We start from the raw sequence: 16,103 nt of genomic DNA on the forward strand, positions 1-16,103 counted from the left end.
ACAACGCTGTTCACGATCGAGGCTTCTCCGGGTTAGGCAGCTCAATTATCTCATGTTTGGGTATTCTCAGCCCAGCCATGAAACCCCCAAGCCAGCACATTAGCTTCGGAACTTTGTCTACTTCCTCGCGCAGCGGCCGCAGCGACAGACGAAGTGTCTCAGGTAATGCGTGCAAGGATAATGGATGACGCCAAGTGTTGCCGCCTCTGCGCATAACCAATGCACGATTGCGCGCAGAATAGAAATAGTACAATCGGCTTTGTCCCGCTCCAACTGCACCCACTGAGCCACCGACTTTATGCCAGAGCCGAAAGCCGTGGTAAACGCCCATCTTGTAGCCTAACCGATTAGCACGTTCTGACAGATCAACGTCTTCCCAATACATAAATAGGGTTTCATCAAATCCGCCTATATCCATCCATACCGACGACACGAACAACATTGACGCCCCGCTTACGAAAGTAACCGTATCTATATCCGGCCTCGTCTCAGATGCTGGTATAGAACCATAACCGACGTGTACGACCCGTCCACTGAAATTGTTCAGCGTGCCGCCGTTATACCATATTTGGTATGGTGCCCGTCCAGTTAGTATCTCGCAGGACAACAGGTCAACATCGCAACTGGCATACCTTCTCAAAAACAGATCTACGTCACCTTGATGCAGTAGCATGTCGGGATTCACCAGCCACACAAGTGCGTCTCCGCCGTACAACTCGTAAATTGTGGACACGCCAAGGTTAACGCCAGATCCGAAACCGTTGTTCAGCTGACTAAGTACGCGATATTCTACCGAGCTCGGAGCAAGCGCTTCAAGTTCGCGCGCCTGGGCTTCACCAGAATGATTAATAATTAGAATCGAGGCACACCATGAACGGTGGACCCGCGCTAATAGGTTACAAATCTCATCGACGGTTTCATAATTCACGACAACGAGATGGCACTGATTCTCATAGCCGCTTCTGGTGTTTGCCACTATTGCCTCACCATGGTGCGCTCGTCACTCGAGAGCCTCGCCGACGGGACTGGCTCGTCGCGGTCCTCCGTTCTACCCGGGAGGATTGCCGAGCAAGTGTTGTGAAATACCGACGTGTAAGAACATGCACCTAGTAAGGCGCCCGTCGTAAAGCATAGGAAGAGAAGAACAGATCCCGATAGCAGTCCCCACCCAGTCCATCCGATCAACACAAGGCCCGGCAGCGCGCACATAAATGACTTCGCAAATCTCGATCCGTGTCCCCCGTTCCGAATTTCCAGAATCATTCGTCGCGTGACAACCAGGAAGGCGGTGGCTGCGATCGCAACCCCTACCGCACCAAGTTCGAGCAACAGCAGCATCGCAGAATTGTGGACTGGCCACCCAAGCGCGGTCAGACGGTCAGTCCTACCTATTGTTGCAACGTAAGCGTTCGGTCCGGTCCCTGTCAGAAAGTATTGCGGCAAGTTCTTTAGCGCAATCTCCATTAGATGGGTCCTGGGATCGAACCCGCCGTTCAACTTATTAGCGTCTTCGAATCTCTTCAGGATCGGCCCGTAAGCGAAAGCCGTCGCCACGATTAAACCAATCGATAGGCTTAGGATGACCCTCCTATTGCGCTTCCCTCGATAGTTAACTATTAACCACAACCCGACGAGGATCATGGCACCAATTACATTGGCGCGGCTCTGCGTTAGAATTAGGCTTATACCACCAAGTGCCAGTCCTGTGCATGCCATTACGCGTGTATATCTTTCACTATCGATTGTGAATGGCAGGATTATCATTAAGGCTAGATATATTAGCTTGCCAAGGGTTCCTGGATGATCGGCCGTTCCGTTAACCCTACCTTCCGTTGTGGCAGCGGTGATGTCCGATACGGAGTAGTGCGAAAGAATGTTTAGCTCGACACCTGCGGCTTGCAACAGGCAAACAGCAGCCTCGAGAGCTAGCACGACGACAATGATACTGATAAGAGTCTTGCCAAGATGCACTTCCGTCAACTCGGTGGCGAAGATGTACCTTCCCAGACCGAATGCCACTCCCGCAGAAATGAATAGTACGATTCCTGAAACTATCTCCGGCGACACGCCCCACCAGAGAACTAGAGCCGCTATCAGGTACATTGCCAGGGTTAACGCTAGTGGACCGATTGGCGGCGTTCGCATAAGCAACATGTAGGCAGCGAATACTGCGAGAACAGCGGTGTAGGTTGTTATCTCGAAGTACCCCGTCGTTATTCCGACGTGCCTGGCGTCATAGCCGCTCACCCAGAGTGTGGTGGGTAGGATTAGTACGCTAACTAGAAAGCCGACAAACAGTCCAGCTCTCATGCCAAGGATCAAGCAGACGATCGCCGCGCAGATCGTACAAATCGCGATTAGCGCCATCGTGTTCGTCATTCTTCGCTCCGTTGCGATTCGAAGATCATTGACGCAACGGTTTGGCGTAGCCAGGCGCTCAATCTCTTTCTATGTGGCGCTGGAGGTGCCTGAAGTCCCTTTTGCAGCGCGTCACCGACTCGCCGCGCGTATGCGTCTAGACTGTACCGCTCTCTCCATTCTTGACGAATCCTTTGCGGTGTTACCGCCGGATCTGCGAGAATCGCTTCGAGTTGCGGCAGAATTGCTGTATCGGTGTCGATTACCCGTATGAATTTCCCGGTGTAATCGAGCAATCCAGGCGAGCGATTTGTTGCTATTGGTATACCGCACTCCAAGGATCCAATTGCTACCATCTGACCCGATGATCTATTTGTTGTTACGTCCAATGGCAAGAATGTTATGTCGGCTGTGGAGAGAGCGTTTCCAAAATCCTCAGCTGTAACTACTGGGAGCCATCTTGCGCGCGCAGATCCGGTTTCGTTCTGCACAATCTTGGGTCCTGATCCGTCAGCAATCAGAAGTTCGATCTCTCGATTGTCCCGCAGGACTTCGTCGACGAGTTTCTTCAAACTCGCTTGGTCGCGGTCAGACGTTCCGCCGGTGAAAATTCGTATTCGATCGGGGTCGCTTGATTTCTGTGGATAGCGGAATGTGTTGCCGTATCGTATGAACGTACATCTGCCTCCGTTCTCGTTCCATGTCTGCGCCTCGGTGCTCATATGCGTCATTATCAAAGTACGCGACAGAACTCGCGTGAGCAGACGCCATGACCTGCTCTGCGGCGTGGTGTAAAGACCAATGACCGCCAATCGCCTAGTGCCGAGAGCCTTCAGCGCTACCCCGATCCAGGGATTCTCCGCAACAAGTGTTGCGGAATTGCGCGCGTTCTGTAAGCGTGCCCTGATCCCCACGCGGAGTGCGTCAATCCCGAGTCCCATCGCTCGGGAACCGAATCGTCTTCCCAATGGAGCCGGATCTGAGATTCTCACCTCGCTGGTTATTCCCGCGCATTGTGCCCAAACAGCCGTCCTCCAGGCTACAGGGGGACCGAGGCTAACCAGGACCAACTCATCCAACGCTCGCTCCCTTTAACCATTCTGCCCATTCCGATAGCGCGAAGTTCTTATAATTTCGGTATCGCGCTTTACTGACTTCAGGGTCTTCCGCAAGAGCGGAATCTATCGCTTTTGCCCATGAATCTTGGGATTGAACTTGACTCAGACTGACCAGCGTCGCCGCCGATTGCCCAATTAGCTGTTCCATGAATGGGGTTCTTGGGCCCACAACCGGCGTACCCAATTCTACGCATCTGACGGCGATCCCACTCTGATAGAATCTCGTGTACGGAATCAGGACTACACTGGCTGTTCTAATTGCCTCAGTTAGGCTGCACTCTTCGAGGTATGTATCACTAACATCCCATTTGTCGACCGCCGGCCACCCGCGCCCTATAATTTCTAACTTGTATTCCGACATTCGCGCGCTACGCCCCAAGGTCTCGAGTATTCTCGTATCTCGTGTCTTCTTATACTGCCCGAGTACCCTTACAATTTTGGGTCGGCGATCTCTGTCTGGTGGCTGTATCGATTCGCAGGACATTGGATGAGGCAGTATTGTCGGTGTTGATTTGAGTTGCGCCTGGATGACGCTGGCGGCTTCAGTGCTGTGCACTATGACTCGCGATGAACCTAACCGTCGTGCCAGCATTTTGCTGAAGGTGTCATACCCTGCGCTCCTCACCATCGGTACGGGATCGTGGAGTACTACATACGTTCCACGCCCAGCTAGGCGTGCGCCAATAAGGTCAAGATATCCGAGAGCTGGCCAGACCACTATTGTGGGAATTCGATCGCCGGTTCGACAGAAGATGCTCGTCCAACGCTGCCTCAGATAAAATCGGCCCACTCTGAATACCCACTTGAACCGCCTACTCAATGAAGAGGCTGGTTCATCATAGCTTTCAAGGTGTACATCTACTCTGAGTTGATCTGAGATCGAGCCAAGTTCTACGCCATAATGGGTCAAAGCTGAACCTAAGGGGTTAAACACCCTCAACTGTGTCTTGTTGGCGTCGCTCACTAGTAAGCACCATTCTTGGCAAAGACTGCTTGCAGAGTTTTCCAAAGAATCAGTGCGTCCTGCATGATCGACCAGTTCTCCACGTACGAAAGGTCCAGCCGCACCGACTCCTCCCAAGACAGGTCAGAGCGGCCAGACACCTGCCACAGTCCCGTCATTCCTGGTTTCACCAACATCCGACGCGCCACCCGACCGTCGTACTGCTCAACCTCGTCGGGCAGCGGAGGCCGTGGGCCAACAAGGCTCATTTTGCCGCCTAGTACATTGAACAGTTGCGGAAGTTCATCAAGGCTGTACCGCCGAATGAATGTGCCTACTTTTGTCACACGCGGGTCTTCACGCATCTTGAACAAAAGCCCCGAACCCTCATTCATCCCGCGCAGTCCATCCCGGATCGAATCGGCGTTCTGCACCATCGACCGGAACTTCCACATCGAAAAGGGCTCGTTGTTGAGTCCGACGCGTGTGGCGCGATAGAACACCGGACCACGGGAATCAAGTTTGATCGCGACTGCAACGGCAATCATCACCGGTGCCAACACCGCGAGGATCAACGCCGATCCGACCCGATCCACAACTGCCTTCCGGAACCGTGTAGCGCCTTCGTATCTCGGCTTGTCGATATGAACAAGGGGCAGGCCAGCGACAGGCCGAACCATCATTCGGGGGCCTGCCACGTCGGCTACACCCGGGGCCACCAACATGTCCACGTCGATTCCCTCGAGATCCCACGAGAGACTTTGCATCGCGCTGTGACCAATGGCTTCGGCAGATGTCACTGCGACGGTCGTTGCACCTGATCGCTCAACCGCGTCACTGACATCGTCAAAATTCCCGAATACTGGTACTGCACGCTCACCGACGGCGACAAACTCCCGGGCCCGCCGATGATCCGGGAGGCAAATGCCAACGACGCGGTAGCCCAGGCTGGGTTCGCTCATCAACCGTTCGGCTAGCGGGACCGCTGAAGCCGGGGAGCCAACGACGAGTACGTGCTCGAGGTTCCTCCCCGCGGCATGTTGCCTCCACAGCCGCCGACGCCATGACCACCGAGAGAGGAGTAACCCGAGCGTGCCAATCGGCAGTGCTAGAGCGAGAAACCCTCGGGCGATGTTGAGGCGGAATAGCAGATCAAGAATGGCTAGCGCACCGAACACCGAGAAACAGGCGGTCACTACACGGCTGTACTCCTGCGGACCTGAACCAACGATTCGCCGGTCCATGGTCTGAAATGCCCTTAGGGCCAGTAGCCACACCAGGCCGAGGACGACTGAAACGTACGCCGCCGGCGCTTTGATCGCACCGTTCGGGGTCAAGGCATCATCGGTTCCGAACCGCACCCACTGCGCGACGGTCATCGCGACCGCGATGATGACAGCGTCGGACCACGCAACCCTTACGAGGTAGCCGTGAACCCACGAGCGTGATCGCTCACCCGAACGGCTTACGAACCTCAGTCGCTGTCCAAGGCGCGTCGCCGTCACTTCACGTGAAGCGTCGTACGCTTGACCATTCGCCAACGTCGCTTCCTCTCCCCGACACCCCGTTCGCAGCGGTTTTGCTGCAACGCCAAAAAGGCAGCACAAATCCAGCGCCGCCATTTCAAGACTTCTCAAGAGGCCATTTCTTGACCCTGAACGGATGCTGAGAAGGCTATTGCAGTCACCTGACTTTGACAACTTGAAAGCGGACCGCAGCCCTCCCGCGATCGTGAAGATCGCCAGGTACTGGCCGATGCCACTAGTTCAGGCCTGTCTGCTAAATCGGGTTTGCCCGCGTGCACGTTACCGGCATCCATCCATGACCTGCGAGTTCCACTGACCAGCATCGTTAGCCGGGCGAAAGAACTCGGATCGGTTTCCAGCCAAGTGATTTCGGACACACTTTCAACCGATGTACACGACGATTGGTCGTGACGGGAAGGCATCCTCGCGAGCAGGCGGAGCTTCCCTGGAGATTCACTATCGCAAATTCACTACGCTTAGGGTTTGCTTAGCTGACGTTTATTGCAAACCGAGTTGCAAGGTCACCAACTTCCGAGCTTCGCTTTTTGCATTCGCTGCTATCACGTCTCGTTAGCTTCTGAAAATACTTCAATCGGACTATATCGTTCACAGTTCTGGATGCGGATTTCGATACGGGGCAGGCGATGGACACCACAGCTGAATCTCGATTCGGACACGCGAGCGCTTGACTCTGGGCCCGCGTGCCTCACGCCGCACAGCCCGCGTCGCCTCAGCGGCTACCTGCGTCCGACACGCCACGCGGCTGTTGGACATAATCTCCGCATGCCTAGTACCCCTCACCCGTCCACGTCTTGTCTTCGCATCGCGCTGATCGGCACTCGCGGTGTGCCAGCCGCGTACGGGGGGTTCGAAACCGCAGTCGAAGAAGTCGGCAAACGACTGGCCTCGCGCGGTCATATCGTGACTGTGTACGGCCGCGATGACGGAGAGGTTGGCGACGAATACCTGGGAATGCATCGCATTACCCTTCCCGCGGTCCGCAAGAAGGCCCTCGAAACTCCGAGCCACACTGCACTATCGGTGGTCCATGCGGTTACCCGACGCCGGCCCGATGTTGCATTTGTCTTCAACGCCGCCAACTCCCCCTTCCTGCCAATGCTCCGTATGGCGCGCGTACCCGTCGCCCTCCACATGGATGGACTCGAATGGAAGCGGAGCAAGTGGGGCAACACCGGACGTGAGTACTACCGGAGAGCCGAAACTTTCGGTGTTCGGACTGCCGACGCTCTGATCGCCGATTCGCCCGGAATCTCCGATTACTACTCCCACCAGTTCGGAGCCGACACCGAGCTCATCAAGTACGGGGCACCCCAGCTGCACGAAGCCCCAGCGGACGGTGTGAAAGAGCTTGGTCTCGACCCTGGCAACTATCACCTCGTGGTCGCGAGATTCGAGCCGGAGAACCATGTTCGCGAGATTGTCGAAGGCTACGTCCAGTCCGGGACATCTAAACCTCTGGCAGTCGTTGGATCAGCGCCGTACTCCGAGGAGTACACGACAGCCATTCAGGAGCTGGCCGCATCCGACGACCGCGTCAAACTGCTCGGCGCGGTCTACGACCAAGACTTACTGGACGCTCTGTACTTTCATGCGTGTACCTATCTGCACGGACACTCTGTCGGAGGAACCAATCCGTCGCTCCTCCGGGCAATCGGTGCCGGCACGGCCGTGATCGGATTCGATGTCTCATTCAATCGCGATGTCACCGACAACCGCGGCTGGTTCTTCACTACGGCGCAGGGCGTCACCGAGGCAATCGAAGGCGCCGAGGCCACACCCGACCTGATCACTCAATACGGCAATGAAGGCCGGCAACGCGCGGCGGACCATTACACGTGGGACGGCGTGGCCGACCAGTACGAGGATCTCGCCAAACGACTACACCAAGGACAGAGCGCACATCGCGTCCACCGCAAGGCACGGCGAAACACGGTCGAATGGCAGCGCTGAATTCTTTCAGCCGATGACCCGTTCGGTGGCCGCGTAGGTCTGTTCGACGGCCTGTTTGGTGGGCTGCCACCAGTCGGGGTGGTCGCGGTACCAGTCGATGGTCGCCGACAGTCCGGCGCGGAAGTCCACGTACTGCGGTCGCCAGCCGAGTTCGGTGCGCAGCCGGGTGGAGTCGATGGCGTAGCGGCGGTCGTGGCCGGGGCGGTCGGTGACGAAGTCGAACGCGTCAGCGGGTTGGCCCAGCAACTCCAGGATGGTCTCCACGACGGTGCGGTTGTTCACCTCGCCGTCGGCGCCGATCAGGTAGGTCTCGCCGATCTCGCCGCGCTCGATGATGGTCCACACGGCATCGTTGTGGTCGTCGACGTGAATCCAGTCGCGCACGTTGAGGCCGTCGCCGTAGAGCTTGGGCCGCACCCCCGACAGCACGTTGGTGATCTGACGCGGGATGAACTTCTCGATGTGCTGGAACGGGCCGTAGTTGTTCGAGCAGTTGGAGATCGTGGCGCGCAGTCCGAACGAGCGCACCCATGCCCGCACCAGCAGGTCGCTGCCTGCCTTGGTCGACGAGTAGGGGCTTGACGGGTTGTAGGCGGTCTGTTCGGTGAACCGGGCCGGGTCGTCGAGGTCCAGGTCGCCGTACACCTCGTCGGTGCTGATGTGGTGGTAGCGCACGTCGTGGCGGCGCACCGCCTCCAGTAGCGAGAACGTGCCGACCAGGTTGGTCTGGACGAATGCGGTGGGGTCGGCCAGCGAGTTGTCGTTGTGTGACTCCGCGGCGAAATGCACCACCAGGTCGGTGCCGGCCACCAGAGCGTCGACCAGGTCGGCGTCGGCGATGTCACCTTTGACCAGGTCGATGCGGTCGCCGACGGCGTCCAGTGTCGCCGGGTTGGCCGCGTAGGTCAGTTTGTCCAGCACCGTGACCTGCACGTCGGGCCGCTGCTCGAGGGTTCGCAGCACGAAGTTCGCACCGATGAACCCGGCGCCCCCGGTGACCAGAACCCGCATGTGTTGCTCCCTTGCCCAGACTCCGGCACACGCGCCCAGTCGCTATGCGCGATATATATTCAGCGGCGCAAATCTACGACACAGTCCTGAATCACACCAATCGTCGTCGCTCTTTCCCATTTCCAACCAAAGATGGAATTCTGATTTGGAAATCGTAGAGGATTCTCGAAATAACTACCGCGTGTAGTTTGGTCTCGGCCACTTCTGCGATCTAAGTCACACCAGCGCAGGCATTCTCGCGATTCGACAGTGAATCGACCAGCGCATACCGTTGTCACATGCGTGGAATCATCCTTGCCGGCGGAACGGGATCTCGGCTGCACCCGATTACACAGGGCGTCAGCAAACAATTGGTCCCAGTCTATGACAAGCCTATGATTTACTACCCCTTGTCGACCCTGATGTTGGCCGGAATCACGGACGTCCTGGTCATCACCACTCCCCACGACAGCGACGCCTTCCAGAGCTTGCTCGGCAACGGCGACCAATTCGGGATTGATATCACCTACAAGACCCAGCAGTCGCCGGACGGACTGGGACAGGCCTTCACCCTCGGCTCCGACCACATCGGAGATGATTCGGTTGCCCTGGTCCTCGGAGACAACATCTTCTACGGCCCCGGTTTGGGCAGTCAGCTTCGCGGATTTGAACATCTGAACGGTGGCGCGGTCTTCGCGTACTGGGTGGCCAACCCCACCGCGTACGGCGTGGTTGAGTTCGACGACAACGGGACTGCCATCTCGCTCGAGGAGAAGCCGGCCGAGCCGAAGTCCAACTACGCGGTGCCCGGCCTGTACTTCTACGACAACGACGTCGTGCAGATCGCCCGCGACCTCAAACCCAGTGCCCGTGGCGAATACGAGATCACCGACATCAACGCCCACTATCTCGAGCAGGGCAAACTGGCCGTGAAGGTGTTGCCCCGCGGCACCGCCTGGCTCGACACCGGCACCTTCGACTCCCTACTCGACGCAGGCAACTTCGTTCGCACGGTGGAGCAACGGCAAGGACTCAAGATCGCGGTGCCCGAGGAGATCGCGTGGCGAAATGGTCTGATCAGCGACGAGGAACTGCGGGCGCGCGCTGAGAAACTCAGGAAATCTGGCTACGGCAACTACCTTCTTGAAATCCTCTCGAGAGGCAAGGAGTTCTGATGAAACTGCGTCCGCTGGCCATCGACGGTGCGTGGGAGATCACGCCGGTGCAACACGGCGACGACCGCGGGCTGTTCGCCGAGGTGTTCAAGGGTGACCTGCTGGCCGAGGCCATCGGACACCGGCTCGACCTGGCACAGGTCAACCTGTCGGTGTCGGCGGCCGGCGTGCTGCGCGGCGTGCACTTCGCCGACGTCCCGCCCGGGCAGGCCAAGTACGTGACCTGTCCGTCCGGTGCGATCCTCGATGTCATCGTCGACATCCGGGTCGGCTCACCCACATTCGGCACCTACGACACCGTGCTCCTCGACGACGTCGACCGCCGCGCCGTCTACCTGTCCGAAGGCCTCGGCCACGCATTCTGCTCGCTCGCCGACGGCTCGACGGTCACCTACCTGTGCTCCACCGGCTACAACCCCACCGCCGAACACGGCATCAACCCGCTGGATTCGGAATTGGGCATCGCCTGGCCGACGACGGCGCGCGACGGCAGCCCACTCGACTACGAACTGTCCGCGAAGGACACCGCCGCACCAGGTTTGACCGAGGCGCGGGACTCAGGCTTGCTGCCGGACTTCGGTGACGTCACGACATACTTGCAGGCGATCAGGCACTGATGGGTCGGACGATCATGAAGCGCAGTCGAGGATTCGGCGTGAGGCGTGGCCAACACAATCGCTTGACTCTCCGTGCTGACGCACGCCCAGTTCCGAATAGGTGTCTATTTTGAACTATGCGAAAGCCAACCGATGACGAGCGCCTCGCATACGAGGCTATGTCGGCATGACCCACTCCTGCCCTGAGCAAGCTCAGATTCCGACGCTCTCCACATGTCAGACAACCCACCGCACCCTCCGCTAAACTCCCGCCATGCCCCCAGCACGGCCACCCCTCCCCCGCGACCGCAGCGGCCTGCCCGCGCGGCTGGAGGAAGTGTGGCGGGAGTCGGCGCAGTCGGGGTCACCAATGCCGGGCGAACCGGCGCTGGCCGAGCGGCTGGCCGCGTCGCGGCCGGCGGTGCGGGAAGCACTGGTCCGACTCGAGGAACGCGGCTACATCCGTCGACGCCAAGGTGCCGACACGGTGATCAACCGCCGCATGCTCGACGTCTCGGCCCGCATCGACGAGCAGATCGACCGGGCTGAGCTCATCGCATCGACCGGGCGGCGGGCTTCGATGGTTGTGGTGGAAAGCCGGATCGACGGTGCCACACCCGACGAAACCGAACAGTATGAGCTGAGCGAGGACACACGGGTGCTTCGCACCACCAAGGTGTGGTTCGCCGACGACCTCCCGGTCATCCGCGCCAACGACTCGATCGTCCTGCCCGCCTCCGCCCCCGCCGACATCGACGCGACCAAGCCGGTGTTCGACATCGCCGCACAGATCGGGGTCGGCGCCACCGAATGGGAGATCGTCTACCCGTCGGCCACGTCGGTGTCGGCGCGTGACGCCGGCCTACTCGACATCGAAGAAGGCAAACCGGCTCTCACCATGGAAGTTGTAGGGGTGAGCCGTGCCGGACTCACCGCGTACTGGGCCTCCGAGCTACACGCCACCAACGCGTTTCAGCACACCATGATCCGGCTCGTCCGCCGCTGATCAGCTCACAACGCGACCAGCATCGGCGCCAGACGGGGCCACACGTCCGACGCAAACAACTCCAGCGATCGCCGGGTGCACTCCGCGGGCAGGCGCGGGAACTGCACCAGCAGATCCAGTCGATCCACGCCCGTGACATCGAGGTACTCCGACAACTGCTCGGCCACCTGCTCGGGAGTGCCGAGGATGACATTGGCCTGATACAGCCAATCATCGATGGTTCGTGGTTGCTCCGGCAACAGCCCGGCGGCGATCGCCTCCCGTGTGTACCGGCCGTCCGGGCCGGCGATCATCACGCTGTACACCTCGAACGCCGCCTCGAACTCGGCCCAGGCACGCTCCCGCGACTCGGCCACATAGACGGCGCGCACCCCGCGCACCCGCCCCGACCCGCCGGCCTCCCGATAGCACCGGATGTGTTCGGCCTGCGCCCGCGCATTCTCGGCCTGCCCCACCACAAAGTTCAGTCCGTTACGCGAGGCATGCACCACCGACGCCTCGTCCCGGCATGCCGCCCACAGGTTGTCGCGCACCCTGCCGCCATCGTCGAACGTGATCCGCGGCAGCCCGTCGGACACCTCCCCGTCGAGCAGTCGGAGGATCTCGTCGATGCGGGCGCGGAAGATCTCTTGCCGGCGCAGCCGTTCGTCGCCGGCGTATCCGGTGCCCTGCCCCACCCCGAACTCGGCACGCCCACCCGACAGCAGGTCGAGCATGCACATCTCCTCGGCGGCGCGGGTCGCGCTCACATCCGGCAGCACCTTCACTCCGGTACCGAACCGCATGCGCGGGATCTCGGCGGCCGCCCTGGTCAACAGCATCTCCGGATGCGAGATCCGCCCATAGAAGCTGCGGCCCTGCGGAACGAAATGATGCTCGCCGACCCACACTGCATCGAACCCGAGATCAGCGGCCAACCGGAAATCGTCCAGCGCCCGGTCCACCAGCGCCGCGGTCGACACATCGGGGGTCTCCCACATCTGATACAGCAGGCCCACGGGCAGTGATTGGCTCATGAGTGCGGCTCCTCGACCACGACCAGCTCCACCCCGTCGAAGGAATGACTCTGGTGATCAACACGATTCGTGTCATCGAGTTCCAGGTTGAAGAAACTCATCTGGTCATCGTCAAAAAGCGGGCCCGCATGCCAGGTCCCCCGATGCATGAGCACCACCACGTCACCGGGCACCCGGAACGCCGCCACCTGCTCGATCGACGGCCGCATATCGGGGTCGTCGGCGTCGCCGGGCGGGGCGACCGCGAGAATCCATTCCGCACCGCCGACCGCGGCCAACGCCTGAGTCACCCGTCGGTGACGGGTAATCGAGGTGAACCGTGCCGGCCGATCCCGCAGGGTCATCACATAGAACCGCGGAATGCCATTGCTCAGGTCGAGCAGACGCTCCCCGGGTTGCGGCGCATCACCGTCGGGCACCCCGGACAGCACGGCTCCGAACGGTGCGAACGCCTCATCGGTCAAGGTCTGAACGGGAATCTGTCGCATCGACGACACAACGGGACTCATGGCCACCTCCCAGCAGATTGTCGTGGCGGCGACGCTAGCACATGTCAGACATGTTGTACCGATTCGTCATGTGTGTGAAACATTCGCGGTGCAGTCTGTGGACATGAGTAGCAGTATCGACTGTTCCGTTCCCCCGATCGATCAGACCAATTCGACTCTGATGCAGGCCTTCTGGCGATACGAGTCGGCGCTGATGGCCAACGACGTGGCGGAACTCGACGACTTGTTCTGGCACGACGAGCGCACGATCCGCGCCGACCATTCCGCTGTCCTTATCGGACACGACGAGATCGCCCGGTTCCGCGCCGCCCGCACACAGGGGGCGCCGGCCCGCACCGTCACCGCGGTCCATGTCCGCGAACTCGCCGACGACACCGCTCTCATCCTCGCCGAAACCTGCCGCCCCAACGGGGCACGTGGCCTCCAAACCCAGGCATGGCGGATCACCCCGGACGGCTGGAAAGTGGCGTACGCGCACGTCAGCGCCGGACCGCCGCGCGATACCACCGTGTGGCGCAAGGTCGGAGCACCGTTGGTACCGGCCACGGGTGACGGCGAACTGAATGGACTGACGGTGGCGGTCAAAGACCTGTTCGCCATCGCCGGGGAATCGATCGGCGGTGGCACACCCCACTACCTGGCGCAGGCGTCGATCGAGTCGGCACACGCGGTCGCAGTCGAGGCCCTCGTTTCCCACGGGGCCATCGTCACCGGACTCGCTCACACCGATGAACTCGCCTACAGCCTCGGCGGCGTCAACTCGCACTACGGCACACCCCCGAATCCGGCCGCACCTGAACGCATTCCCGGCGGGTCGAGCAGCGGACCGTCAGTCGCGGTCTCCTCCGGCGAAGTAGATCTCGGTCTCGGCACCGACACCGCCGGATCGATCCGAGTACCCGCCTCCTACCAGGGCATCTGGGGATACCGGCCCAGTCACGGCGCCATCGACACCACCGGTGTGCTGCCGTTGGCGCCGTCATTCGACACCGTCGGCCTCCTCGCGCGTGACATCGACACGCTGTCCCGCGGAATCGACGTTCTGGTTGCGCCGCAGTCGTCTGACGAAATCACCGACGTCGTCATCGACCCCAGCCTGCTCGGCTACGCGGAGCCCGAAGTGGCGCAGGCGTTCTGGCAGGCGGTTCGGCTTGTTGGTCAGGATGTCCCTGTGTCGTTCCGCAGTGTCGTCGACGGTCGGCTCGATGACTGGTTCCGCGCCTTCCGCACAGTGCAGGCCTACGAGGCGTGGGAGAGCCACGGCGATTTCCTCACCGCGCATCCCGACGCCGTGACCGCCGATGTCGCCGAGAGGTTCCAAGCGGCGTCGGTGGTGACCTCGGACGATGCCCGGCGGGCGCGGCTGGTGATCGAGGAGGCGCGTGAGCGGCTTGCGGGTGCGCTGCCCGGTAGTTCGGTGTTGTTGCTGCCGAGCAGTTCGAGTCCGGCGCCGTTGCGGTTGGGTGGGTCGGCTGAGCGGGCACGTACGGCGACGCTGCATCTCACGTGCTTGGCGAGCCTGTCGGGACGGCCGGCGATCTCGGCTCCGTGTTTGACCGCGGATGATGCTCCGGTGGGGTTGTGTGCGGTTGGGGCGGTCGGGGGTGATCGTGCGTTGGTGTCGTTTGCTCGGTCTTGGTTGGAGTTTCGCATCTGAGCTGCGTTCCGCGGAACGGCCCGTACCGGTTGGTGCGGGCCGTTTTTCGTTGCCTGTGGAGGGCCGTCTCCCCGATCCCTGAGGAGGATCGGAGCGATAGCGGAGGGCCGTCTCCCCGATCCCTGAGGAGGGCCGGAGCGATAGCGGAGGGCCGTCACGAAGGGTCGGCCCTTCGTGACGCATCGCTCGTTCCTCGCGAGGCTCCTCAGGGACCGGGCGGGGTGGCGGTGGTTTCGATACGCCACTCACTACGTTCGCGGAGGGCCGTCACGAAGGGTCGGCCCTTCGTGACGCTCGCAAGCTCGCTCCTCAGGGACCGATTGGACGCTCGCAAGCTCGCTCCTCAGGGACCGAAGGGGAAGTCCTTGCGTTACATCTACATTTCGCGCGTCAAAGGCATGTTGCAGCATCGTTCTCCGGCGCGCGACCCAAGCGTACCCCGCCATACGATGTGTTCATCAGATGGTCCGACCAATCAGTCCAAGGGGATCGCGTGACAGAACTGCCGCAGTTGACGGGATTCGTCCGTCGGTCGACGTCGATCGGCGACGAGATCGTCGCGCATTTCGAACGGCTGATCTCCACCGGCGAACTCCAGCCCGGTACGCGGCTGCCATCGGAGCGGGAACTGGCTGCGTCGCTGAATGTTTCGCGCACCTCTCTGCGGGAAGCGATGCACGAGCTCGAGGTCAAGAACATGGTGGCGCGGCGCCCGGGGCGCGGCACCATCGTCACCGAACCCACCGCCCGCGCCAACGACCTCTACGAACGCATCTCGGAGGCCGAGCGAACGCTGCGTGACGTCGCCGAGCTGCGGGAGACCATCGAGCCGCGGTTCGCCGAACTGGCGGCGCGTCGGATCACCGACTCCACCCTGATCGCGCTCGAAACCGTCCTCGAGCGAACGAAACTTCCGCTCACCCAAGAAGAGTCGATCGAGCAGGACATCGCGTTCCACATGCTGGTGGCGCAGGCCTCCCAGAATCGTCTACTCGTGGCGCTGGGAACACTGGCCAACGAGTGGACCGCCTCCACCCGGGCGCTGTCGCATGCGGACTCCCCCTCGCGCCGCCTGTCCCATGAGGGACACCACCGGATCTACCTCTGCCTGCAGCAGCGTGATCCCGAGGCCGCGAGACAAGCCATGTTGCAGCATCTTTCCGAGGTTGCCGACATGACTCGCTCACACCACCCATCGTTCTGATCAACGTCGATCATCGTCATCCATCCATCACACA

At 60.4% G+C, this 16,103-nt stretch carries 13 protein-coding genes; 6 read left to right on the forward strand and 7 right to left on the reverse strand.

Annotated elements, in window-relative coordinates; translation table 11 throughout:
- Window positions 1–10 precede the first annotated feature (10 nt).
- The 4 genes from ACVT6V_RS26955 to ACVT6V_RS26970 all read right to left on the reverse strand — a co-directional run bounded on the left by ACVT6V_RS26955 (window position 11) and on the right by ACVT6V_RS26970 (window position 6,041).
- Entirely contained in the window at window positions 11–976 is a 966-nt protein-coding gene (locus tag ACVT6V_RS26955) for a glycosyltransferase family protein (RefSeq protein ID WP_489897122.1), read from the reverse strand.
- Entirely contained in the window at window positions 976–2,379 is a 1,404-nt protein-coding gene (locus ACVT6V_RS26960; protein ID WP_489897123.1) for an O-antigen ligase family protein, read from the reverse strand. The genes ACVT6V_RS26955 and ACVT6V_RS26960 overlap by 1 nt, the downstream gene beginning before the upstream one ends.
- The gene (locus tag ACVT6V_RS26965) at window positions 2,376–3,080 is read right to left on the reverse strand and encodes a glycosyltransferase family protein (protein ID WP_489897124.1); all 705 of its coding nucleotides are present in this window, start codon (window positions 3,078–3,080) and stop codon (window positions 2,376–2,378) included. The genes ACVT6V_RS26960 and ACVT6V_RS26965 overlap by 4 nt, the downstream gene beginning before the upstream one ends.
- Window positions 3,081–4,439: 1,359 nt before the next feature.
- Window positions 4,440–6,041 carry a sugar transferase gene (locus ACVT6V_RS26970; protein WP_489897125.1) on the reverse strand — a complete coding sequence of 534 codons (1,602 nt, stop codon included), beginning with the start codon at window positions 6,039–6,041 and terminating at the stop codon, window positions 4,440–4,442.
- A 687-nt stretch (window positions 6,042–6,728) separates the two neighbouring features.
- Between ACVT6V_RS26970 and ACVT6V_RS26975 the strand changes: the two genes are divergently transcribed.
- Complete coding sequence (locus ACVT6V_RS26975) at window positions 6,729–7,916, forward strand: DUF1972 domain-containing protein (protein WP_489897126.1); 1,188 nt, start codon at window positions 6,729–6,731, stop codon at window positions 7,914–7,916.
- A gap of 6 nt (window positions 7,917–7,922) precedes the next feature.
- Here ACVT6V_RS26975 and rfbB read toward each other — a convergent pair whose 3' ends face one another.
- On the reverse strand, window positions 7,923–8,927 hold the full coding sequence (gene rfbB / locus ACVT6V_RS26980; RefSeq protein ID WP_489897127.1) for a dTDP-glucose 4,6-dehydratase: 1,005 nt from the start codon (window positions 8,925–8,927) through the stop codon (window positions 7,923–7,925).
- Between the two features lie 278 nt (window positions 8,928–9,205).
- Between rfbB and rfbA the strand changes: the two genes are divergently transcribed.
- From rfbA to ACVT6V_RS26995, 3 genes are all read left to right on the forward strand, one after another.
- Window positions 9,206–10,081, forward strand: a complete 876-nt coding sequence (rfbA, locus tag ACVT6V_RS26985; protein WP_489897128.1) for a glucose-1-phosphate thymidylyltransferase RfbA — start codon at window positions 9,206–9,208, stop codon at window positions 10,079–10,081.
- The gene (locus ACVT6V_RS26990; protein WP_489897129.1) at window positions 10,081–10,698 is read left to right on the forward strand and encodes a dTDP-4-dehydrorhamnose 3,5-epimerase family protein; all 618 of its coding nucleotides are present in this window, start codon (window positions 10,081–10,083) and stop codon (window positions 10,696–10,698) included. Before rfbA ends, ACVT6V_RS26990 begins: the two co-directional genes overlap by 1 nt.
- 253 nt (window positions 10,699–10,951) lie before the next feature.
- Entirely contained in the window at window positions 10,952–11,683 is a 732-nt protein-coding gene (locus ACVT6V_RS26995) for a GntR family transcriptional regulator (RefSeq protein WP_489897130.1), read from the forward strand.
- A gap of 5 nt (window positions 11,684–11,688) precedes the next feature.
- On the opposite strand, the gene ACVT6V_RS27000 is transcribed toward ACVT6V_RS26995, so the two are convergent.
- Both ACVT6V_RS27000 and ACVT6V_RS27005 read right to left on the reverse strand, forming a co-directional pair.
- Entirely contained in the window at window positions 11,689–12,699 is a 1,011-nt protein-coding gene (locus ACVT6V_RS27000; protein ID WP_489897131.1) for an LLM class flavin-dependent oxidoreductase, read from the reverse strand.
- The gene (locus ACVT6V_RS27005; protein ID WP_489897132.1) at window positions 12,696–13,208 is read right to left on the reverse strand and encodes an ureidoglycolate lyase; all 513 of its coding nucleotides are present in this window, start codon (window positions 13,206–13,208) and stop codon (window positions 12,696–12,698) included. Before ACVT6V_RS27005 ends, ACVT6V_RS27000 begins: the two co-directional genes overlap by 4 nt.
- A gap of 103 nt (window positions 13,209–13,311) precedes the next feature.
- Here ACVT6V_RS27005 and ACVT6V_RS27010 point away from each other — a divergent pair, with 103 nt between their 5' ends.
- The gene (locus ACVT6V_RS27010) at window positions 13,312–14,865 is read left to right on the forward strand and encodes an AtzH-like domain-containing protein (protein WP_489897133.1); all 1,554 of its coding nucleotides are present in this window, start codon (window positions 13,312–13,314) and stop codon (window positions 14,863–14,865) included.
- Between the two features lie 493 nt (window positions 14,866–15,358).
- On the forward strand, window positions 15,359–16,069 hold the full coding sequence (locus ACVT6V_RS27015; protein ID WP_489897134.1) for a FadR/GntR family transcriptional regulator: 711 nt from the start codon (window positions 15,359–15,361) through the stop codon (window positions 16,067–16,069).
- Window positions 16,070–16,103 lie beyond the last annotated feature (34 nt).

The organism is Gordonia sp. LMA167 (assembly GCF_058130025.1).

What these genes read in the sequence shown, in the direction of transcription:
- ACVT6V_RS26960 (WP_489897123.1), bottom strand. Translation starts at nt 2,379, where the DNA reads ATGACGAACACGATGGCGCTAATCGCGATTTGTACGATCTGCGCGGCG.
- ACVT6V_RS26965 (WP_489897124.1), bottom strand. Translation starts at nt 3,080, where the DNA reads ATGAGCACCGAGGCGCAGACATGGAACGAGAACGGAGGCAGATGTACG.
- ACVT6V_RS26970 (WP_489897125.1), bottom strand. Translation starts at nt 6,041, where the DNA reads ATGGCGGCGCTGGATTTGTGCTGCCTTTTTGGCGTTGCAGCAAAACCG.
- ACVT6V_RS26975 (WP_489897126.1), top strand. Translation starts at nt 6,729, where the DNA reads ATGCCTAGTACCCCTCACCCGTCCACGTCTTGTCTTCGCATCGCGCTG.
- rfbB (WP_489897127.1), bottom strand. Translation starts at nt 8,927, where the DNA reads ATGCGGGTTCTGGTCACCGGGGGCGCCGGGTTCATCGGTGCGAACTTC.
- rfbA (WP_489897128.1), top strand. Translation starts at nt 9,206, where the DNA reads ATGCGTGGAATCATCCTTGCCGGCGGAACGGGATCTCGGCTGCACCCG.
- ACVT6V_RS26990 (WP_489897129.1), top strand. Translation starts at nt 10,081, where the DNA reads ATGAAACTGCGTCCGCTGGCCATCGACGGTGCGTGGGAGATCACGCCG.
- ACVT6V_RS26995 (WP_489897130.1), top strand. Translation starts at nt 10,952, where the DNA reads ATGCCCCCAGCACGGCCACCCCTCCCCCGCGACCGCAGCGGCCTGCCC.
- ACVT6V_RS27000 (WP_489897131.1), bottom strand. Translation starts at nt 12,699, where the DNA reads ATGAGCCAATCACTGCCCGTGGGCCTGCTGTATCAGATGTGGGAGACC.
- ACVT6V_RS27005 (WP_489897132.1), bottom strand. Translation starts at nt 13,208, where the DNA reads ATGAGTCCCGTTGTGTCGTCGATGCGACAGATTCCCGTTCAGACCTTG.
- ACVT6V_RS27010 (WP_489897133.1), top strand. Translation starts at nt 13,312, where the DNA reads ATGAGTAGCAGTATCGACTGTTCCGTTCCCCCGATCGATCAGACCAAT.